23 protein-coding genes are annotated in these 19,957 nt (G+C 39.4%); 15 read left to right on the top strand and 8 right to left on the bottom strand.

The window, feature by feature from the left end; all coding sequences use genetic code 11:
* The first annotated feature begins 47 nt into the window (after positions 1-47).
* The 3 genes from BK583_RS16060 to BK583_RS16050 all read left to right on the top strand — a co-directional run bounded on the left by BK583_RS16060 (position 48) and on the right by BK583_RS16050 (position 3,680).
* On the top strand, positions 48-1,124 hold the full coding sequence (locus BK583_RS16060) for an isocitrate/isopropylmalate dehydrogenase family protein (RefSeq protein WP_055735675.1): 1,077 nt from the start codon (positions 48-50) through the stop codon (positions 1,122-1,124).
* A complete protein-coding gene (tcuA, locus tag BK583_RS16055; RefSeq protein ID WP_055735676.1) occupies positions 1,121-2,629 on the top strand; it encodes an FAD-dependent tricarballylate dehydrogenase TcuA in 1,509 nt (502 codons plus the stop codon). Before BK583_RS16060 ends, tcuA begins: the two co-directional genes overlap by 4 nt.
* A gap of 202 nt (positions 2,630-2,831) precedes the next feature.
* Entirely contained in the window at positions 2,832-3,680 is an 849-nt protein-coding gene (locus BK583_RS16050; protein ID WP_055735677.1) for a protein kinase domain-containing protein, read from the top strand.
* Positions 3,681-3,694: 14 nt separating this feature from the next.
* Here BK583_RS16050 and BK583_RS16045 read toward each other — a convergent pair whose 3' ends face one another.
* Positions 3,695-3,904 (bottom strand): hypothetical protein, encoded by a 210-nt coding sequence (locus tag BK583_RS16045; RefSeq protein WP_038477653.1) that lies wholly within the window; start codon positions 3,902-3,904, stop codon positions 3,695-3,697.
* Between the two features lie 56 nt (positions 3,905-3,960).
* A complete protein-coding gene (ytvA, locus tag BK583_RS16040; protein ID WP_055735678.1) occupies positions 3,961-4,743 on the bottom strand; it encodes a YtvA family blue-light photoreceptor in 783 nt (260 codons plus the stop codon).
* Between the two features lie 138 nt (positions 4,744-4,881).
* Here ytvA and BK583_RS16035 point away from each other — a divergent pair, with 138 nt between their 5' ends.
* From BK583_RS16035 to BK583_RS16020, 4 genes are all read left to right on the top strand, one after another.
* Positions 4,882-5,376, top strand: coding sequence for a hypothetical protein (locus BK583_RS16035; RefSeq protein WP_038477659.1), 495 nt, complete (start codon positions 4,882-4,884; stop codon positions 5,374-5,376).
* Positions 5,377-6,006 carry an HD domain-containing protein gene (locus tag BK583_RS16030; protein WP_038477661.1) on the top strand — a complete coding sequence of 210 codons (630 nt, stop codon included), beginning with the start codon at positions 5,377-5,379 and terminating at the stop codon, positions 6,004-6,006.
* 131 nt (positions 6,007-6,137) lie between these two features.
* Positions 6,138-6,809, top strand: coding sequence for a class I SAM-dependent methyltransferase (locus tag BK583_RS16025; RefSeq protein ID WP_055735679.1), 672 nt, complete (start codon positions 6,138-6,140; stop codon positions 6,807-6,809).
* Positions 6,810-6,813: 4 nt separating this feature from the next.
* Positions 6,814-8,904 carry a glycosyltransferase family 2 protein gene (locus BK583_RS16020; RefSeq protein ID WP_055735680.1) on the top strand — a complete coding sequence of 697 codons (2,091 nt, stop codon included), beginning with the start codon at positions 6,814-6,816 and terminating at the stop codon, positions 8,902-8,904.
* On the opposite strand, the gene BK583_RS16015 is transcribed toward BK583_RS16020, so the two are convergent.
* Positions 8,901-9,593 carry a hypothetical protein gene (locus BK583_RS16015; protein WP_180316754.1) on the bottom strand — a complete coding sequence of 231 codons (693 nt, stop codon included), beginning with the start codon at positions 9,591-9,593 and terminating at the stop codon, positions 8,901-8,903. The genes BK583_RS16020 and BK583_RS16015 overlap by 4 nt on opposite strands.
* Before the next feature lie 182 nt (positions 9,594-9,775).
* Between BK583_RS16015 and BK583_RS16010 the strand changes: the two genes are divergently transcribed.
* Positions 9,776-10,996, top strand: a complete 1,221-nt coding sequence (locus BK583_RS16010) for a multidrug effflux MFS transporter (protein ID WP_055735681.1) — start codon at positions 9,776-9,778, stop codon at positions 10,994-10,996.
* 75 nt (positions 10,997-11,071) lie between these two features.
* On the opposite strand, the gene BK583_RS20850 is transcribed toward BK583_RS16010, so the two are convergent.
* Positions 11,072-11,209 carry a hypothetical protein gene (locus BK583_RS20850; protein WP_158318491.1) on the bottom strand — a complete coding sequence of 46 codons (138 nt, stop codon included), beginning with the start codon at positions 11,207-11,209 and terminating at the stop codon, positions 11,072-11,074.
* A gap of 165 nt (positions 11,210-11,374) precedes the next feature.
* On the opposite strand from BK583_RS20850, the gene BK583_RS16005 reads away from it, so the two are divergent.
* Positions 11,375-12,226 (top strand): methyltransferase domain-containing protein, encoded by an 852-nt coding sequence (locus tag BK583_RS16005; protein WP_055735682.1) that lies wholly within the window; start codon positions 11,375-11,377, stop codon positions 12,224-12,226.
* 14 nt (positions 12,227-12,240) lie between these two features.
* On the opposite strand, the gene BK583_RS16000 is transcribed toward BK583_RS16005, so the two are convergent.
* Positions 12,241-12,711 (bottom strand): NUDIX hydrolase, encoded by a 471-nt coding sequence (locus BK583_RS16000; RefSeq protein ID WP_055735683.1) that lies wholly within the window; start codon positions 12,709-12,711, stop codon positions 12,241-12,243.
* A 246-nt stretch (positions 12,712-12,957) separates the two neighbouring features.
* Between BK583_RS16000 and BK583_RS15995 the strand changes: the two genes are divergently transcribed.
* From BK583_RS15995 to htpX, 3 genes are all read left to right on the top strand, one after another.
* Positions 12,958-13,161: a hypothetical protein gene (locus BK583_RS15995; RefSeq protein WP_055735684.1), complete on the top strand. Its 204-nt coding sequence runs from the start codon at positions 12,958-12,960 to the stop codon at positions 13,159-13,161.
* 69 nt (positions 13,162-13,230) lie between these two features.
* The gene (locus tag BK583_RS15990) at positions 13,231-13,872 is read left to right on the top strand and encodes a pentapeptide repeat-containing protein (protein WP_055735685.1); all 642 of its coding nucleotides are present in this window, start codon (positions 13,231-13,233) and stop codon (positions 13,870-13,872) included.
* Positions 13,873-13,968: 96 nt separating this feature from the next.
* The gene (gene htpX, locus BK583_RS15985; RefSeq protein WP_038477683.1) at positions 13,969-14,877 is read left to right on the top strand and encodes a protease HtpX; all 909 of its coding nucleotides are present in this window, start codon (positions 13,969-13,971) and stop codon (positions 14,875-14,877) included.
* A 36-nt stretch (positions 14,878-14,913) separates the two neighbouring features.
* On the opposite strand, the gene BK583_RS15980 is transcribed toward htpX, so the two are convergent.
* On the bottom strand, positions 14,914-15,843 hold the full coding sequence (locus tag BK583_RS15980; RefSeq protein ID WP_055735686.1) for an aldo/keto reductase: 930 nt from the start codon (positions 15,841-15,843) through the stop codon (positions 14,914-14,916).
* A 62-nt stretch (positions 15,844-15,905) separates the two neighbouring features.
* Positions 15,906-16,736: an N-acetylmuramoyl-L-alanine amidase family protein gene (locus tag BK583_RS15975; protein ID WP_051667362.1), complete on the bottom strand. Its 831-nt coding sequence runs from the start codon at positions 16,734-16,736 to the stop codon at positions 15,906-15,908.
* Between the two features lie 378 nt (positions 16,737-17,114).
* Between BK583_RS15975 and BK583_RS15970 the strand changes: the two genes are divergently transcribed.
* From BK583_RS15970 to BK583_RS15960, 3 genes are all read left to right on the top strand, one after another.
* Positions 17,115-17,573: a GNAT family N-acetyltransferase gene (locus BK583_RS15970; RefSeq protein WP_055735687.1), complete on the top strand. Its 459-nt coding sequence runs from the start codon at positions 17,115-17,117 to the stop codon at positions 17,571-17,573.
* 85 nt (positions 17,574-17,658) lie between these two features.
* Positions 17,659-18,231: a TetR/AcrR family transcriptional regulator gene (locus BK583_RS15965; RefSeq protein ID WP_055735688.1), complete on the top strand. Its 573-nt coding sequence runs from the start codon at positions 17,659-17,661 to the stop codon at positions 18,229-18,231.
* 61 nt (positions 18,232-18,292) lie between these two features.
* On the top strand, positions 18,293-19,234 hold the full coding sequence (locus BK583_RS15960) for an NAD-dependent epimerase/dehydratase family protein (RefSeq protein ID WP_038477695.1): 942 nt from the start codon (positions 18,293-18,295) through the stop codon (positions 19,232-19,234).
* Here BK583_RS15960 and BK583_RS15955 read toward each other — a convergent pair.
* Positions 19,229-19,879: a DUF6944 family repetitive protein gene (locus BK583_RS15955; protein ID WP_055735689.1), complete on the bottom strand. Its 651-nt coding sequence runs from the start codon at positions 19,877-19,879 to the stop codon at positions 19,229-19,231. The two genes, BK583_RS15960 and BK583_RS15955, sit on opposite strands and share 6 nt — an antisense overlap.
* Positions 19,880-19,957: the final 78 nt, after the last annotated feature.

Below are 19,957 nucleotides of genomic sequence, written 5' to 3'. Positions count from 1 at the left end.
CTAACGCTAGTAAGCTAAAAGCATGAACGAAAAGGGGAGGTGCTTTTGTGCTTACGTTAGGTGTACTACATGGTGATGGGATTGGTTACGAAATAGTTGAATCTGCTAAAGCTATAGCTTCCGCAGCTGCTTTGCATGCAGGAGTAGCAGTTCAATGGAAACCGTTACAAATGGGAGAAGAAGCGATCAAACAATTTGGTACAAGTATGCCAGATGAAACAATTTCTTGTTTATCCGAATTAGACGGATGGTTAATGGGTCCTCACGATTCACTTTCTTACCCAGTTGACTTACAGGAACTGAGAAATCCAAGTGGAGAACTAAGGCATCATTTTGATTTATACGCGAATATACGACCGATTCAATCGAATCCATTTGTTCATGGGGTGATAAAAGAAGCAGACCTCGTGATTTTTAGGGAAAATACAGAGGGGTTTTATGTTGATCGAAATATGTATCAAGGTGTAGGGGAAATGATGTTGACGCCAGATGTTGTGCTAACGACAGGCGTATTTACTAGAAAAGCTATTGAACGAATTGCCCATGCTACATTTCAAAAAGCCCAGCAACGACGTAAAAGGGTAACGATTGTGCATAAAGCAAATGTAATCAAATTAGGGAGCGGTTTCTTTTTATCTCTTTGTCAGGAAGTGGGCAAACAGTACCCAGATGTCATAGTGGATGATTATCATATTGACGCGATGTGCGCCCATTTCGTTAGACGTATGGCTGATTTTGATGTGGTTGTGACTGAGAACATGTTCGGGGATATCCTTTCAGATTTAGCAGGTGAACTTGTTGGAAGTTTAGGGTTAGCAGGCTCCATTAATGCAAGCGCTTCAAAAGTGATGGCTCAAGCTGCACATGGTTCGGCACCTGATATTGCTGGGAAGGGCATTGCCAACCCTATTGGGATGATTGACTCTACTGCACTGTTGTTTGAATGGCTTGGTGAACAAAAGAACGACCGTGATTTAACTTTACTGTCTTCCATAATGCGCGAGTCTGTAACAGCCACATTGAAAAGTAGCATAGCAACACCAGACCTTGGAGGTCAAGCGACGACAAAAGAATTCACTGATCACGTAATAAACCTCATGACAGAAGGGACGACATGTAAATGAATAGAATACATCAGAAACAACAATGGCCAGTCGTTGTTGTTGGCGCAGGGAACGCAGCTTTATGCGCAGCGATTGCAGCAAAAGAAAGTGGTCAAGAGGTACTCGTTCTTGAGCGCGCGCCGAAACAAAAACGAGGCGGCAATTCATATTTTACAGATGGTGCAATTCGGACCGCATATGGGGATTGGAATTCTTTAAAAGAAGTATTGTCAGATGACTCAAAGGTAGAAGATAAATTGATTCAAATGCCAAATTACGGAACAGATGAATTTATGGACGACCTGCAACGTGTGACAGAAGGACAAACCGATTCTCAATTAGCACAACAGCTTGTGACTCGCTCATTTGAGACGATTAAGTGGATGAAACGTAACGGTATTCATTTTGAATTAAACGAAAACCAATATTACATGAATGGTGATAAAAAACAGTTTTGGGGTGGGCTCCCGTTAAAAACAACGAATAAAGGTGTTGGACTTATTTCGTCATTGCTAAAGAGAGTAGAAGAACTAGGGATCTCGATTACCTATAACACTCGATTAAAAGATCTGCATAAGCCATCACCAAATGAATTTACATTGATCGTCGACACTGCGCAGGGAGAAGAGACAATTACTGCAAAAACCGTTATCTTAGCGTGCGGTGGCTTTGAAGCTAACGCAGCAAAGCGGAAGGAAGAATTAGGTGACGAATGGGAACATGCCATTGTACGTGGAACGGAATATAACACCGGTGATGGCTTAGAATTAGCTTTAAAACTAGGTGCCGTAAAATATGGTCAATGGGAAGGTTGTCACGCGCATACAACGGATTATTATGCACCGACGACGGGGGATTTCTCTAAACCTGGAGACATTTACAAAAAATCTTCCTATCCATTAGGTCTAATTGTTAATACCGCTGGAGAACGATTTGTTGACGAAGGAGCAGATTTTAGAAATTATACTTATGCCAAATATGGAAAAGAAACGTTGAAACAACCGAAACAAAAAGCGTTTCAACTATTTGATGGAAACGTTTTTCAAAATTTGCGAAAAGAATATCGGCTTGAGGAAGCCTCGGTTTATAAAGCGGATACCATTGAGGAACTAGCTCAAAAAATGGGTGTTGACGGAGATGTATTGGTTAAAACGATCAATAACTATAATCAAGCTGTACAGCCTGGAGAATACAATCCGGCCATAAAAGATGGCAAAGGAACGAAGGGGATACACCCGGCAAAGAGTAATTGGGCACTACCATATGATCAAGCTCCGTTTTTAGCATTTCCTGTTACTTGCGGTATTACGTTTACATTTGGAGGTGTAAGAACAAGTCCAAATGGTCATATTCTTGATCAACATGGAGACGAAATTCCGGGATTATTTGCAGCAGGTGAAATGATTGGAGGACTGTTTTATCATAATTATCCGGGTGGTTCTGGTCTAATGTCTGGTGCGGTATTTGGTAAGCTTGCAGGTGAGCATGCAGGAAAGTATATAAGTGAGCAGTCAGTCGAAATCTAGCTTTTACAGAGGTAACTAGCGATAAGGAAACGCTAGTTGCTTTTTTTTGAAAAGCTTGCTATCCCTTTATCCTGTTGAGATAATAAAAGGGTGATGACTTAACTAGGAGAAGGGAATGTCAGAATATTTCTATTAGGAAGAAAAGAAATTATGACAGAGGATAGTAAACGATTTTTAAAGACTAAATAAATGGGGGAATCATATGTTGCAAGAAGTAAATGGGTATGCCATACAGTTGAAAAAAGCGCATGATTTTAGTTGGCTACAAAGCTACGGTAAGGTCTTTGCCGTTTTTGATCAACAAGACTCTGGCAATATCAGCTTTGGGATTGAAACGGAGAAAAAGCGCTATTTTATAAAGTATGCAGGAGCAGAAACCGTTTATGGTATGAATTCAACAGAAGAAGCCATTCAACGGCTAAAAGAAGCAAGGCGAGTGTACGAAGATTTGCATCACCCTACATTAATTGAGTACGTTGAAGCCATTGAGCGACCAAATGGCTATGCTCTTGTCTTTAGTTGGGCAGATGGCGAAAACTTACACCCACATTGGAAATTTCCTCCACCAGAAAAGTACACCCATCCTGATTCACCCTTTTATCGTTTCAAGCAGCTATCCTTTGAAAAAAAGAGAAAAGCGTTTATACAAATTTTATCATTCCACCAACTTGTAGCAGATAAAGGCTATGTATCTATCGATTTTTATGATGGAAGTTTATTGTATAACTTTAAAACGGATACGTTGAGTATATGTGACATTGATTTCTATCGTAAGACACCATATGTTAATAAAATGGGACAGATGTGGGGATCAACACGTTTTATGTCACCAGAAGAGTTTGTTAGAGGGGCTAAAATTGATCAACAGACGATGGTGTTTACAATGGGTGCAATGGCATTCGCGCTATTTGGAGGAGAGCAAGATCGTTCGAGAGAAAAATGGGATGCTTCAGAAACGCTCTATCAAGCATCTTTAAAAGCCGTGCACACAAATAGACAAGAGCGTTTCGCAACAGTTCAAGACTTCCTTACTTACTGGGAAAAAGAATAAGAGTGTATACGCTCTTATTCTTTTTCCTGTTCCTTTCTTTCTTCTAATGCATCTAAACGGGCAAGAATTTGATCAAGCTTCTGATCAATCTCGTCAAATTCAGGACCAGCACCTTGCCTCATTTCTAATTCTTTCAATTTCATTCGGTTATTTATGAGAGTAGTAAAAACAGGGAATAGAATAGCAGCCAAAGGGATAAGCACCCACCAAGGAAAATCACCCATATTGTAGCCTCCTTATTATATACGTACTCTCTCTACGGATACCATTCAATAATGTTTCATGTTTGATTAAAATAATGACGAAGAAATGATTTTACAGAGCTTGCTGTTTTCATGCCTTTTAATGTAGTTTCTTGAAGACCCACTGATTGTTTAGCGAGAATCGGAGACATGCCTGTTAAGATTGTATCTGTACCTACAAGCTGGATAATATCGCGTAAGCGGAAAATGCCTTCAACAACGTACTCATCAAATTCCTCTAATCCAGATACATCAACAATTAATGTTGATAAGTCTTGCTCGGAAATTTCCTTTGTAACGGTTTCAAACATATGATCAAAGCGTGCTTTCCCAAACTCACCCACTAGTGGGATAACTGCAATGCCGTTTACAAGTGGAACAATAGGCGTCGAAATCGTGTCAATTCGCTGTACAGATTCAAAATAATTTAATTCAACTTCTTTTTGAACCGTAACGTCTTTCTGAATGCCTATAAAGTATTTTACATCTGGTCGATCAAGGGTGACGCACTCAATATTTAATTCGTTCCAAAAATAACTTCCGTCTTTTCGATAATTGATAATTTCTACTGAGATTGATTCTTCATTGTCTATAGCTATCCTAATTTGGTTTACTTTTTCTTGATCGGTCTCTTCCCCTTGAAGAAAACGACAGTTTGTTCCAAGAACGTCAGCCTCTTCATATCCAGTCATATCTGTAAACCCTTGATTTGAGTAAACAATGGGGTTATCTTTCTGAGATGGGTCTGTTACGAGTACCCCTACTTTCGTCCGATCTAGCAGCCGTGTTAAAAGCTGAGATTTATTAAACAAATGATCCATACCATTCCCTCGATTCTATTCAGAGTAGATAAAAAATAGTTCCCCGAAAATGAATGATTTAAACTATGACTGATGAACGCATATTGATTGAAAATCATGTAAAATAGAGAGGAATGTTAGTAGAGTGAGGTACTTAAGATGAAAGACTTTCTTCAGCAAGTAAACGTTAGTGCACAGCTTCCTAAAAAGAAAGCCGTGTTTCAACTGAACCGAGTGAGAATTGGCGTCCCGTTCTTTTACATAGGCATTTTGCTTATTTTTATTTGTATTCCGCTACTGGTTCAATCGTTTTCAAATAGGGAGGGAGCGCTAGGAGATTTAGCATTGCCCATCTACCTAGTCTATTTTATGTTTGTCTTCTTCCCTATTTTTTCTGGCGCTGTTTATTTTTTAATAGCTGCCATCTCTGCAATCGCTTTGTCAGTAGCAAAATTACTAGATCGGAAATTAACATTTCTAATGATGTATAAGTTGGCTTCATTTGCTGCTACATTTCCACTTATCGGCTATGGGATTCTACTTTTACTTAATGAATCATTGGCAACACGTTGGATTTGGCCGAGCGTGATCTTTATTTTCTTTATAGTATGTCGTTCCATTTTTTACTATCCAAAGCAAAGAAGGAGGATTTAGATGATACTTCAACACACAGAGAATTGGGTAAGACAAAGGTTAGAGAAGGATACAACTGGACATGACTGGTTTCATACAGAACGAGTAAGGAATGTAGCCAAAACAGTCGCCCATGTGGAAGAGGCAGATGTATTTATTGTTGAAATGGCTGCATTGCTCCATGATACGATTGATGACAAACTTGTAGCAAACGAAGAACAAGCGGTACAAGCAGTAGAGCAGTTCTTGGAAGAACAACAATTAGAAAAGAAGCAAGTGGATCATATTCTTGAAATTATACAGTCTATCTCGTTCAGCAAAGGGATGGAGCTACGCACGATAGAGGCGAAAATTGTGCAAGATGCTGACAGGATTGATGCGATGGGTGCAATCGGTATTGCTCGTGCGTTTCAATATTCTGGCTCTAAGCAGCAAGCTATCTACGACCCAGCCATTGCAGTTCGTGAACAGATGACGAAGGAAGAGTACCGTAATGGGCCATCATCAGCGATCAATCATTTTTATGAGAAGTTATTAAAGCTAAAAGACGGATTACATACGAATGCTGCCATAGAGATAGCAGAAAAACGCCATCATTATATGGAACAATTTTTAACACAGTTTAGCCTTGAATGGGAAGGAAAGGCTTAAAGAAAACATGTAGAAGTAGAACAGTAAATATGGTTTAAAGTCAAACATCTGCCTAGTGTAGATGTTTTTTTCATGAGAACAAGCAACATGAACATATACTAAAGCACCTGACTAAAGGAAGGGGCTAGAGAATGTCAAATGAAAAAGGCATTCAGTATTACCGCGTGCTAAACCATGCGTTACTTCATTTAATTCCTGTTACCGATACAAGGGTGTTAGATATTGGTTGTGCAGCTGGCTATTTAGGAGAAGCAATAAAAGCAAAGACTGGTGGTGAAGTCGCGGGCGTTGAGCTTGTGCAAGAAGCAGCAGAGGAAGCAAAAAAGAGGCTTGACCAAGTGGTTTGTGCAAACATTGAAACGGAAACATTACCATTTTCACCAGGTTCGTTTGATAGCATTGTTTTTGGAGATGTGCTTGAGCACATGCTTGATCCATGGGGAGTTCTGGAGACAGCTTCGGCCTTATTAAAGCCAGCTGGTTCAATTTATGCAAGCATCCCAAATGTTGGTCATATCACGATTATGGAACAATTGTTAAGCGGTACGTGGACGTACACAGAATCAGGATTACTTGATAAAACTCATTTTCGTTTTTTTACAAAAACAGAGATTTATGCACTTTTTAATAGCCAAGGATTTGATATTAAATCCATTAGTCAATTGATGAACACAGGTGAACGGGAGAATCGAATGATTCGAGCGTTACAATCGGTTGGAGAAGCATTTCAACTTCCTGTAGAAGATTTACTTGAGCGGGCGACTGCATTTCAATACATTGTCCATGCTCAAAAAAAGGAATAAGTTGATGCAGTTAACATACAGTCACACAGCTGCTAATCAACATGCTATTTATGATGTTAATGGGATCATTTCAAGCGGTTGGCAATACCTGATGATGACGTATCAAGGAAATCAGTCTGTTCCAGTTCGCCTTTATTGGGATATTGAAGGAACGTTTCAACTGAATCATAGTGAGGAAGTGGGCTTATTTGATTGTAAAAAAACTGATCTGCATGTTTTTCCAGTCTATATAGCACCACAAACGAAGCGGCTACAGCTCTCATTGGAGTTTGAGATAGCCAGTGAACATAGCATTGAGTTAAAGCAAGTTGAGCAAATGTCATTAGCAACCTTTCTCTCTCTAGCTTGGTCAAAGAAGTATCAATCTTTTTCTTTTGATCTAAACGCTAACAGTTATTCAATGAGCTACAATCGGTATCGCGGACTAAAGTTATTAGAAAATAAACGTGAGCTAACGTCGTTAGAGAATCTAGCAAGTGCTGAAATTAGTGAGGAACAAGCATGTTACTTACTGGATGAAAACGAGCCACCGCTATTCACATCGGGGGAACTTGTGTCAGTCGTTATTCCCGTATCCAATGGGAACAGTAACTATTTACTAGAGTCTGTCCAATCAGTAAAGGGACAGTCGTATAGATCGGTGGAATGCATCGTTGTTGTACATAGCGACATTCCTCAAGAACTAGAAGATTTGTTAAAAAGAGAAGGAAATGATATTCAGCTAGTCATCATCAAGGGAGAAGACCCCGGAACGTTTGCTCATCTAGTCAATCAAGGCATAAAGCAAGCAAAAGGTACACGTTTACTCATTCTTCATCCGGATGATCTTTTGAGTACGAACAGTGTTGCGTGGTTTATGCAAGAAGATGCGGACATCGTCTATTGCAATGAAGTGTATGTCAATTCACTAGGTCAGTTTATGACTAGTTATCAAAAGCCTAATTGGTCGCCCGAACTATTATTGGCGCACAACTATTTAAGCAAAGGCGTCTTATTCAAATTGAGCGTCATTAAAGCGGTGGGTGAGTGGAATTCCCGCTTTGAACACGCAGCTGAATACGATTACTATTTGCGAAGCACAGAACAGGCTTCTTCCCTCGTAAGAATAAAAAGATTCGGATATAAACAACGATTAGCTAACGACTTAACTCAATGGGCAACAGTGACCACTACACCAACAAGTGAACGGGGAAAGCAAGCAATAGAAGAAGCGCTTATTCGAAGAAAGTTACATGGCAATGTGACGATAAAAGATGCTGAAGCCAATTTGTATTCGGTTTCTTATCACCTACAGAGAGAAGAGAAAATTAGTATTATAATCTGTACTAGGGATCAACCACAATTACTCGATCGCTGCTTAACATCTATTTTTGAAAAAACGGATTTTCCAAATTACGAAGTCATTGTGGTAGACAATGGATCTAGGGAAGAGAAGACGTTTCAATTATTCAATACGTGGAAAGCAAAGGAGGAAATGAGGTTTAAGGTTGTGCGAGACGAACGGCCGTTTAATTTCTCAGCCTTAAACAATCAAGCTGTGCGTCAATCGTCAGGCACGATACTAGTCCTTCTGAATAATGATATTGAAGTTATCTCGCGTTCATGGTTAAACGATATGGCAGGCTATGCCATTCAAGAAGATATCGGTGCTGTTGGAGCTTTGCTTTATTACAGTAGCGGCCATGTGCAACATGCAGGAGCAGTTTTTAATGATGTAGCGCCCATTCATTCTTATTATAAGGGGTGGTTAACAAACGATTCGGTTTCAAAACTCGTTCAACTACAACGCAATTTTTTAGCTGTTACAGGAGCGTGTTTAATGGTAAAACGAACACTGTACGAAGCCGTTGGTGGTCTTGAAGAAGCATTTGAATCTTCCTATAACGATATGCATTTTTGTATGGAACTTTATCGTTTAGGAAAAAGAAATTTATTTATCCCGGAAGCATCATTGTACCACCACGAATCGATTTCAAGAGGCCGCTTGCAAACCATTGAAACTCAGGAAGAATGGATGAAAGAATTGGGCCAGTTTCGTTCATTATGGGGCTATTATTTTCAGGAAGATCCTTATGTGGGAACCCATACCTATTAAGAGAGGCGTTGCGATTCCTCTCTTTTCGTATGGTCTGAAAAATTCTCCTCTTTTTCCTCACTATGAGCAATCGTTTCTTTTTGTTCTTTCGTATAACCGTCTCTATGGTCATCTTGATCGGGGTCTGAATGATCTTCACGTTCCCGTTTATCTTTATCACGATTTTGCATCGTTTTTTCTTGAGAGCTTGTGTAAGAACGCTCTTGATTCTTTACATAATCAGATCGCTGACCGTGCCAAATTAAGTCAAAAATCGCTCTTCCGTTCGTTGGTTGCCCATCTGGAAGATAAACGGGTATAAGGTCAAAAAAGACAAAGTAAAAAACATAAAACATGAAAGTGCTCCAAAACATATTGTCGGGAATAAGTTGTGCTGCTAAGAGTGCATTCACAATTATCCCTACGATGGTGCTCGATAAAATAGGAGAAGCGTAGATAAACCCATGCCAAAAACGATTTCTTGGGTTGAGTTCTTCATACTCCATCCAGCTATACATAAAAAAATAACGGCGTACCTCTATGGTTTTTAGGGAAAAAAGCTTAGGTCCACTTCCAACGACTAATTTTTTATTCGAAGCTCCTAATAAAACCGCTGTTAAGTAGTAACCGGACTCACGAATGACGGTGACAATAGGTAAAATAATGATTGCAGACATAATCAGCTGTGCTAAGTCAATGAATGTAAACATTATAATGTACTCCTTTCATTAGTACCCCTACTAACGTACCCGAATGAGAGTGAGAGCAATCTTCTTTTTTAAAAACCAGAAATTAGTTCTTTCTTTTCAGCTACAACAGTGGCAAAATAGAAAGGAATCTACTTACGGTGGCTTTATGAAATCGATTTCATTTCTTGGAGAGAAGGGGTAGCTTGGAACAAACATCCATTATAGGACGTAAACGGTTTGGCTTAGCCTTATTGCTTGGAACATTGGCAGCCTTTGGACCGTTAACGATTGATATGTACTTGCCTAGCTTTCCTTCTATTGCTTCAGACCTTCAAGCACCAGCTTCACTTGTGCAGTTAAGTTTAACTGCCTGTTTATTAGGGTTAGGAGCAGGTCAACTCGTTGTTGGACCAATGAGTGACGCAAAAGGAAGGAAAAAACCGCTTGTAATCTCAATCTTTTTTTATGTTCTTGCTTCTCTAGCGTGTGCGCTTGCACCAAATATAGGGACGTTAATTGTGGCAAGGTTTATGCAAGGCTTTACTGCTGCTGCTGGAATTGTGATTTCCCGGGCAGTTGTTCGTGATTTGTTTAATGGAAGAGAATTAACAAAGTTCTTTTCTTTACTCATGCTCATTAATGGGTTGGCCCCTATTCTAGCGCCTGTTTTTGGAAGTGGAGTGCTATTAATACCGGGAGCAAACTGGAACTGGATCTTTATCTCGTTGGCACTACTTGGTCTGATCATCGTGCTTATTGTTATCAACCGATTAACGGAAACATTGCCAGTAGAAAAGCGAACACAAAGTAGTATCGGTCATACATTGCGAACATTCAAAAGCTTACTTTTAGATCGAACTTTTATGGGGTTTGCTTTTACTCAAGGTTTAATGATGGGTGGGATTTTTGCCTATGTATCAGGAACGCCTTTTGTTTACCAAGGGATTTACGATGTGTCACCGCAAGTGTTTAGCTTACTATTTGGTGTAAATGGTTTAGGAATCATTGTAGGAACCCATTTAGTTGGTAGGTATGCAGGTATTATTCCTGAGCGCTCCTTTTTACGCTTTGGCTTAGTAACCGCTACTGTTGCAAGTAGTGTCTTACTGATTATGACCATAATTAATGGGCCGTTGTTTTCAATTGTTGTTCCTATTTTCTTGTTCGTATCAATGATTGGAATGATCGGGACAACATCATTTTCATTAGCAATGGAGTCACAAGGTGGCAGAGCTGGTAGTGCTTCGGCATTACTCGGATTATTACCTTTTGTCATTGGTGCTATTACGGCACCACTTGTCGGTATAGCTGGTGAAGATACAGCAGTACCAATGGGGGTTATTATGTTTCTTTCTAGCGTTTCTGCTTTAGCAGCTTTCTATTTGCTAGCTAAAGGAGGAAAAGACGTACAAGAGTTCAATTAGCGTACGGAAAAATAAAGAGGCAGGAGGATGGCGTATCCTTCTGCCTTTTGCATGTTAGAAGCATTGATAGCTCCATTATTTCATAGATTGACTATTCTTTTTTGAAAGTTCTTGAAGAAATTTCTTTTCCTCTACTGTTAGCTCTCGATTTAACTTCGCTTCCATATCTTTTTTTAATGAAACAAATAATAATTTTGCTGTTTGATCGAGCATAAGAGGCCTCTTTTCATTCATGCTTTACAGTATATTCGTACTAATTTTAACAGATTGCAACGAAAATAGAAAGATTTTCACTGCTTTTTTAGTCTCAAAAAGAGAGCGTAATATTCTTTTTTTAGAATACATGTGGTACAGTAAATAGTTGAAAGAAGGTGACGTATGGGGGAATTGAAGAGTAAACGAGACATGGCCTCGTCTTTACTAAGACAATTAGAAGGGCGATTAAGATGCCCTTATTGTCAGGAAACATTAGTAGTAGTAGGTATGTATAAACTAGTTTGTGTTGAAGCTCATTCATTTGATTTATCGAAGCAGGGAACCCTTTATACCCTAACTCAATCAGGATCAAGTCAGTATGACAAACCTTTATTCCAAGCAAGACGGTCCATTATACAACAGAAACAATTGTATGCGCCATTGCATGAAAGACTGGTACAAGAGCTTGATGAGGGGAATCTATTACTTGATGCAGGAACTGGTGAAGGATCTCATCTAAATGAGATTAAAAGGCGATTTCCTACTATTCTTCCAGTAGGACTTGATATTTCAAAAGATGGTATTCAACAAGCCGCTAAGGCGTATCAGAATCATGTGTGGATAGTTGGGGATCTTGCAAACGTTCCTTTTTGTAACCAAACCGTCGACATCATTTTAAACATATTATCGCCATCAAACTATGGCGAATTTAAGCGTGTGTTAACATCTGGAGGTAAGCTAATTAAGGTTGTTCCAGGAACTCGCTATCTACAGGAATTACGTGCCTATACTGCTGAAGCGTCAGAACAGCAGTATTCAAATGCAAAAACGATTGACCTGTTTAACCATCATTTTAAAAACACGAAATTGCATACTCTTTCCTATCAAAAAGAGGTTACATCAGAGGAGCGTCAGTGGATTGCTGAGATGTCACCACTTGGCTGGACCGTTCAAAAAGAAGCAAGGTGCGACTATATCAACAATGGATGTTCGTTTATCACAATTGATTTAACGATCTTAATAGCAAGAGCGTAATCCGATTGCTGAATTTATGTGGATTCAGACGATCGGATTGTTGCTAGTATGGATTGGTAGTAAGGCAAGATATAGTCCTTATATTCATCCTTTAAGGTTGAAGGAAGGTTTTTTACAAATCGAACTTCTTTCGATTCATTAGAGTTCACTTTGAGGGTACCACTAAAATGATTCGTCCAATAAACAGCAGTGACGGAGTATAGTTCATCACCGTTGTCGAATGTAAAATGGTATGCTTCACCTGAGAATACGCCAAGAAGTTGAAGATCTTTTACATCTAGTCCAGTTTCTTCTTTCACCTCTCTTATTGCTGTTTGTTCTAAAGACTCTCCTAATTCCATTAATCCCCCTGGTAACCCCCAGCCCCCGTCATTTCGGTTTTCAAGCAGAAGTTCCCCTTGGTTATTCACAATTAGCACAACAGACCCAGGCAAAATTAAAGGTTGTGTTCCCACTTTTTGTCGTAACGATTGAACATAGTCCAATGCAATACCTCCTCTTTTAAGTAAAAGAAACCATGTCTATTTTTCATTTTATTGATTTTGATAGAAACATCGCAGTATAACCCTTTGTTTCTTTATAAAGACTTCATTCTCCTTCCAAGAAGTCTATTTAATTCTATTTGATGAACAATCGAAGAATTAGGTATACATATCAGGACCTTTGTCCACGCAATCCCCTATCCCAATGCATATGGTATACAAGACCCTTAGGTTTGGGAGGTGAATCTTATGAGTTATTATGAATCTGGTAGAGACGGCCACTACAAACCTGCAAAAGGCTTTTCAGCAAGAATTTGTCCAGGTTGTCGCTGTAAAAAACGATGTAAATCTTGTAACGAACGACCAGTAGAACGACCAGTAGAACGGCCTGTAGAGCGTCCAATTCGCCCAATCATTGATTTAAGTGAGCTTATAAAAACAGAGGAGAAGTAATTCTATACAAGGCTAAGCCGTTGTGTAACAATGAGCTTAGCTTATTTTATTGACAGGTGGTGAAACGAAATGAAGAAGGAAACCCCTAAAATTCCAGAAACCCTTGTAGAACAATCACTGCAATGGGTGCTTGATGAAGAAGACCGAGAACTTGTCTGTTCGAACATAAGTCAAGAAGACCTGAGTGATTCATTTTTAGAAAAGCTAATCCTTTCTAAATGTGTCGTTACTCGTTGTACATTTGCACGCTCGCACATGATGAAAGCGGATTGTACCGATGTACGATTTGTAAATTGTGACTTCTCAAATGTAGATCTATCAGAAAGTCTATTTCATCGCGTTGAGTTTATTGACTGTAAATTTATTGGTAGCCAATTTACTAACGCTCATATGTCGCATTCTACTTTTACCAATTGCGTCTTAAACGTAAGCAATTTTATTGATGTCACGCTAAAAGGAACGCAGTTTGTTCGCTCTTCGTTAAGACAAGTCAACGTGGCCCACGCAAAAATAAAACAATTGACTCTTGATACGTGTGATATTGATGAATGCTCCTTTCACGAAACCTCTTTAAAAGGAGTCGACATTAGCACTTGTACATATCATTCTTTTCAAGCCTCACAAGACCTACTTGCAGGATTAATCGTCTCGAAAGAACAAGCCATTGGGTTTGCTCGATTATTAGGGCTTACCGTTAAAGATGAAATGTAACAGAAATGTGAACATCGCTTAAATTGCGGAGATTCTATTCTGCAAGAAGGGGAGCCATGGTAAACTAGATAAAAGAAGTTATTTTGGAGGGGTAGTATGGGGAAACGAATTATGTTGTTCATCGGAACAAACATTCTTGTTCTAACAACGATCTTTATCGTTTGGTCACTCATTATACAATTTACTGGGATTGATGGGTCGTTTGTTTCAAGCGATGGTTCAATTCAATTTGCGGTTATTTTATTATTTAGTGCAATTGTTGGTTTTGCTGGTTCATTCATTTCATTAGCCATGTCTCGTTGGATTGCTAAAATGATGATGAAAGTGAAAGTTATTGATCCAGATGGACCAATGTCAAGAGAAGAACGTGCTGTTGTAGAGAAAGTCCATCGTTTATCGAGAGCTGCAGGACTTGTGCACATGCCTGAAGTTGGGATTTACCAAAGTAGTGAAGTGAACGCATTCGCAACAGGACCGTCAAAGAAACGTTCATTAGTTGCGGTCTCGTCAGGATTATTACACACAATGGATGAGGACGCCGTTGAAGGTGTTATTGCCCATGAGGTGGCTCACGTAGCCAATGGTGATATGGTAACAATGACGTTGTTACAAGGAATTGTAAACACATTCGTTGTCTTTTTCTCTCGTGTTATTGCGATTGTGTTGTCTCGTTTTGTTCGTCCTGAACTGCAGTTTATCGTTCAATTTGCATCCATTATTATCTTACAAATTTTATTCTCAATATTAGGTAGTCTTGTTATTAGTGCGTATTCGCGTCATCGAGAGTACCATGCTGACCGAGGTGGTGCAGATTTGGCTGGGCGAGACAAAATGGTCCATGCCTTGCGTTCACTTCAACAGTACGTAAATCGAGCGAAAGCAAACGATCATACCGATGACACAGCTGTGCAAACAATGAAAATTAATGGTGGGAAATCAATGATGAAATTAATGTCTACTCACCCTGATTTAAATGATCGAATTGCTCGTTTGGAAGAACGTTAGGAAAAAGAAGCCGTCGTATAATCGACGGCTTCTTTTTTATGGGATACGATTTCCTGCAGCGGCATATAATTCTGTCCATTCTCCACGTGTTAACGGGATTGAAGATCCTGCACATGCTTCTTTTACTCTGGTAGGTTTGGTTGAACCAACAATCACTTGAATGTTGGCTGGGTGTCTTGTTATCCAAGCTGTGGCAATAGCTGTTGGAGTAACGTGATAGGTCTCAGCTAAGCGTTCTAAAACAGTATTTAATTCAGGGAAATCTTTTTTATTACCAATAAACGTGCCAGCAAAGAACCCATTTTGATACGGTGACCAAGCTTGAAGCGTTATGTCGTTGAGGCGACAGTAATCAAGCGTACCTGCATCGCGGTTAACAGCTTCGTCTGTTTTCATATTGAGAGACATACTTGAATCAAGTAAGGGTGTATGCGCAATACCAAATTGTACTTGATTCACAACAAGCTGCTGCTCAACGGAACGTTGTAATAGCTGAATTTGATAAGGGGTATGATTCGACACACCAAAATGACGGACTTTTCCACTTGTATGAAGGTGATGAAAAGCTGCAGCTACTTCATCAGGCTCCATAAGTGGATCAGGTCGATGTAATAACAAAATATCGAGATAGTCGGTATTTAAGCGCTTTAAAATTCCATCAACAGAAGTAAGAATATGATCGTTTGAGAAATCGTAGTAACCGGTCGCACCTTTACGAATCCCACACTTACTTTGTAAAATAAGCTTTTCCCGGGAAATGTCTGTATGTGATAAAGCTTTGGCAAATAAGGATTCACATTCTCCTTTGCCATAGATATCGGCATGGTCATAAAAATTAATACCTTGTTCATAAGCGGTTTCTAGCAATTGTTGAATACCGCGATCATCAAGGGAATTAATACGCATGTTGCCTAAGATTAAGTTGGAAACTTCTAAGTTTGTTCCTGGTAAGGTGAACGTCTTCATCTTACACTCTCCTTTCTTTCCTATATTCATAGTTTAAGTGGAGAGAAGAAAAGAGTACAGTATTATTGTTCGACAATGCCTTTTGCAATGGCATGGGCAATGGTTTTTTGGTACGCCTCATCACTTAATTTAACCGCTTCTTCAGAATGTGTGATAAACCCTACTTCAACAAGGACGGCTGGAATTTTACTGTTACGTAGAACGTGAAATGTTTCTGATTTAACCCCTCTATCTATTTCACTTGTAGCTTGAAGTAACGCTTGTTGTGTAGACTGAGCCAACACTTGACTACTTGAACTAGAAGGGTGATAAAAGGTTTCAATTCCTCTCGCTTCTGTATTGGTATGGCCATTTGCATGAATACTAACAAATTGATCGGCTCCCCAAGAAGAAGTGGCGGAGACTCGTTCTTCTAAGGAAAGAAACACATCTGTTTCCCTTGTCATATTGACAACATACCCTAACTCCTCTAATCGCTGTTTTGTCTTATGAGCAATAGCTAGTACGATATCTTTCTCCATTAACCCATTTGCTGCAGCACCACTATCGTGGCCGCCGTGACCAGGATCGAGCATAATGCGCTTTGGTTCTACCTCTGAACTCGTAGACGCTGCTTGTACATCAATTTTTTTGATCCAATCCAGACTAACGTAGCCTGAGCCATTAACAAGACGACCCCAGCCTTGCCCTTCATCAATAAACTCGACGATATCGCCGTTGTATTTTACACCAATAACCTCGGCAGATGTAGATGGGCCACTTCGTACATTTAACGTTGTATTAACAGTCACCTCGCCTTGTTCGACTGCATAGGCCGGTGTGATGGCAAGCAAGATACAAGCAAGGGTGAAAATAAGTAGAAAACCATTGAGTTGCCTTCTATTTGTGTTCATAAGAATGTCCTCCTCACCAACGGTATAGGAGACATTCTGACCAAACTAGTAATCTTTTAAACACAGGATTGAAGTGAATCTTGCAAAATAGGGTAATTTCACCAACCGTATTGGTTTTAAGTAGATACGTAAGAAATGTCTATTGGTGGAACTATGACTGAGCCACAATTGATGAATGGTTGATTATACGAATCGCGAGCAGTGACATACGTAAATGTTTTATTCTTTTAGCCTGAAATGGAATCGCGTTAATTGCAAACCTAGTATAAAATGGAGAAAAACCATAAAGAAGGGATTTGAAGGAAACAACATCTGTTAAAAGAGCGTCAAGAAAATGGACAGTTGAAGAATTCGTTGCCATTTAGTTGGGGGTAGAAGATGATACGTGAACTACAAGTGAAAAATAATGAGCAATCAAAAGCTTTATACCGACTGCAAAAGGTAGCTTATCAAATTGAGGCAAATATGCTAGACTTTCATGAAATTCCTCCATTGATGGAGTCGTTTGCACAATTTCTTAAGACGACAGAGGTTTTTTATTTATACATAGAAGAGGATTCTATTCTAGGAGCAGTTTCCATTGATGATAATTCTGACAAAGTGATTGAAGTCACAAGGATGATGGTCGACCCGAGGTGTTTTCGTAGAGGTATTGCAAGGAGGCTACTACAGCATATTGAAACACTTCCGAATGAGCCCTGTGTGTTAAAAGTGGCAACAGGCGCAAAAAATGCACCGGCTATTCAGCTTTATCAATCTCAAGGCTATCAGCTTATGGAACGTAAAGTTGTTAAAGGCGGCGTTGAATTAGTTTATTTTGAAAAAAACGTAAACTAACCTTTAATTTTCAGAAAAATATTGACAACAGTTAATCGTAACGATAAAGTATTATTTAACCAGTGGTCAATTAGGTGGGGTAAGAATGACGCCAAGACGAACAACAGTTAACGAATTGACAAAAGAGATGATCATAGAAGTTGCTAATCAACAGTTTCAAACAAAGGGCTATCAACATGTGTCGATGCGTTCACTTGCAAAAGAACTTCAGTGTAGCCACGGTGCACTTTACTATCATTTTAATAATAAAGCTGAGCTTTTTTATGAGGTTGTGTCTCGTTATTTTGAGCTATTAAATGGCATGATAAAAACGGTACATACCAAACCAATTAGAAATGAAGAGAAACTAATGGAACTGCTTTTTAGTTACCTGAAGTTTGGGCTGCACTATCAAGTTCATTATGAATTCATGTTTATGATAAAAGATCCAGCTATTGACGCACTATCCAAACGAGCGGCAAATGAAAGCTATGCTCTCTTTTCTGAAGCGTTAGGAAATTTCTCTAATAACGATGCGTCAATCGGAGATGTCTATTCAACATTTGTATCTCTTCATGGATTTGTTGCACATTATATACATCGTGTGAACGACTTCACGGAGGTAGAAGAAGCTGCTAAGAAACATGTTCAATTTCTAAAGAAAGCGATTTTGTCATAAGAAAGCCGTGTAGGCTTTTTTATACCATTAATTGACCAGTGGTCAGAAAAGGGGATGTAGGATGAAACAAGTAACGGTTTTAGGGGCAACAGGAGGAGTTGGCTATGCTTTAACAAAGGAATTGTTAAGTCGAGGAATAGAAGTGGTCGCATTTGCAAGAACAAAAAGCAAACTAACTGCTTTGTTTGGGGAGGAAAAAAAAGTAAAACTTATTTCAGGAAATGTATTAAATGAAACCGATCTCATTGAAGCGATTAGAGGATCAGATGCCGTCTATCATGCCGTTAATTTCCCTTATCAGCAATGGGAAAAAAAGCAGATGGTCTTTCTTAATCGGTTAATAGCTCTTGCTGAAAATATAAACATAAGCTTAATACTTTGTGACAATATTTATGCTTATGGTGATAAAGATAGCTATGTAGCAGAAACGTCAAAAAAAGAGCCTTCCACGAAAAAAGGAAACATTCGTTTGGAAATGGAGCAACGGTTATTGGAGAGCACTATACCGACACTTATCGTTCATCTGCCTGACTTGTATGGTCCCAATGCAGTAAATACGCTGTTGCATGAAACACTGCGCAATGCTGTGATAGGAAAGAAAGCCAACTACATTGGCTGTCCAACAGTCGAACGAGAATTTCTTTATACGCTTGACGCGGCTAAGGCGATTGTCGAACTCTCCTTGCGTAGCCGTGTGTACAATCAAGTTTGGAATGTAAGCGGTGTGTTAATAAGAGGGAAAGATCTATTTCAGCTTATTCGGAGAGAAACTAGGACCACAAAAGAGTTTCGCGTTGTAAAGAAAAGAATGATCCAGTTTTTAGGTATTTTTTCACCTCAAATGAGAGAGCTTGTTGAAATGATGTATCTAACTGAACGTCCTGTTTATTTGAACGGTGAGAAATTAGCTAAAGAGTTGGACTCTTGGCTGCCAACATCCTTTAAAATTGGCTTGAGAGAAACGATTGATGGATTAAGGAACGAAAGCATTCACACATTATAAAAAGCGCTCGCCTCCCTCATAAAAAAGCCCAGTTAAGACTGCACCGATTGCTTGAAGGATTGTGCCAATTTCGTAAAAGGCTTCGCCATTTCCTTCGCGAAGCTCTGTGATGCCAGCAAAGGCTTCAAAGCCGTTCCCAAAAAGTTGTAACAGTGCAGAATAGATTGTGTAGATTTGAAAGCGCGTAGGATTTTCCGGTGGATCAACACCAAAAAGAGCATAAGAAGTACCAAGCGCTTCTGTGAGTGAACCTTTGACTTCGGTCTGTAAGACTTCCGTTTCTGTTAAGTTGCCAATATCCGCATAGAGAGCAAACAACGCACCAATTGTTATAATATAGCTTCCATATTTATCGGGTCCGCCTGTTACAAACCCTTCTGCGACTAATGCATTACCTGTTGCTTCAAGAGTGTTGCCATAAATAGAGAAATTCGAACGAAGTGCGTCTTCTAAGTCTGCTTGTGTTGTGGATGCGATCGCATTGAAGATCGTTCCAACTGCAGTCACCCATAACCCAAAAAAGATAAGAGAATGATTGTCTTCAAGTTGATTGTCATTGGCAACTTGAGGTTGATCAGGGTAGCGCCTTTTCTTTTCATCTCGAAGTAAATCAAAAAGAGACGAAGAGCGGTTATCTGTAGACAAGGAATAACCCCTCCTTGTGTTTATAGGCTGATGAGCTATTATATGCAAAATAGGAGGAAGGGTAACGATAAAAAACGG

This window comes from Shouchella oshimensis, from assembly GCF_002019765.1.
GTDB lineage: Bacteria > Bacillota > Bacilli > Bacillales > Bacillaceae_D > Shouchella > Shouchella oshimensis.
Note: the sequence above shows the minus strand (reverse complement) of the source record. Positions and strands in the feature narration are given on the sequence as shown.

Coding starts and splice junctions, on each gene's coding strand:
- tcuA (WP_055735676.1), top strand. CDS start 1,121: ATGAATAGAATACATCAGAAACAACAATGGCCAGTCGTTGTTGTTGGC.
- BK583_RS16050 (WP_055735677.1), top strand. CDS start 2,832: ATGTTGCAAGAAGTAAATGGGTATGCCATACAGTTGAAAAAAGCGCAT.
- BK583_RS16045 (WP_038477653.1), bottom strand. CDS start 3,904: ATGGGTGATTTTCCTTGGTGGGTGCTTATCCCTTTGGCTGCTATTCTA.
- ytvA (WP_055735678.1), bottom strand. CDS start 4,743: ATGGATCATTTGTTTAATAAATCTCAGCTTTTAACACGGCTGCTAGAT.
- BK583_RS16035 (WP_038477659.1), top strand. CDS start 4,882: ATGAAAGACTTTCTTCAGCAAGTAAACGTTAGTGCACAGCTTCCTAAA.
- BK583_RS16030 (WP_038477661.1), top strand. CDS start 5,377: ATGATACTTCAACACACAGAGAATTGGGTAAGACAAAGGTTAGAGAAG.
- BK583_RS16025 (WP_055735679.1), top strand. CDS start 6,138: ATGTCAAATGAAAAAGGCATTCAGTATTACCGCGTGCTAAACCATGCG.
- BK583_RS16020 (WP_055735680.1), top strand. CDS start 6,814: ATGCAGTTAACATACAGTCACACAGCTGCTAATCAACATGCTATTTAT.
- BK583_RS16015 (WP_180316754.1), bottom strand. CDS start 9,593: ATGTTTACATTCATTGACTTAGCACAGCTGATTATGTCTGCAATCATT.
- BK583_RS20850 (WP_158318491.1), bottom strand. CDS start 11,209: ATGCTCGATCAAACAGCAAAATTATTATTTGTTTCATTAAAAAAAGAT.
- BK583_RS16005 (WP_055735682.1), top strand. CDS start 11,375: ATGGGGGAATTGAAGAGTAAACGAGACATGGCCTCGTCTTTACTAAGA.
- BK583_RS15995 (WP_055735684.1), top strand. CDS start 12,958: ATGAGTTATTATGAATCTGGTAGAGACGGCCACTACAAACCTGCAAAA.
- BK583_RS15990 (WP_055735685.1), top strand. CDS start 13,231: ATGAAGAAGGAAACCCCTAAAATTCCAGAAACCCTTGTAGAACAATCA.
- htpX (WP_038477683.1), top strand. CDS start 13,969: ATGGGGAAACGAATTATGTTGTTCATCGGAACAAACATTCTTGTTCTA.
- BK583_RS15980 (WP_055735686.1), bottom strand. CDS start 15,843: ATGAAGACGTTCACCTTACCAGGAACAAACTTAGAAGTTTCCAACTTA.
- BK583_RS15975 (WP_051667362.1), bottom strand. CDS start 16,736: ATGAACACAAATAGAAGGCAACTCAATGGTTTTCTACTTATTTTCACC.
- BK583_RS15970 (WP_055735687.1), top strand. CDS start 17,115: ATGATACGTGAACTACAAGTGAAAAATAATGAGCAATCAAAAGCTTTA.
- BK583_RS15965 (WP_055735688.1), top strand. CDS start 17,659: ATGACGCCAAGACGAACAACAGTTAACGAATTGACAAAAGAGATGATC.
- BK583_RS15960 (WP_038477695.1), top strand. CDS start 18,293: ATGAAACAAGTAACGGTTTTAGGGGCAACAGGAGGAGTTGGCTATGCT.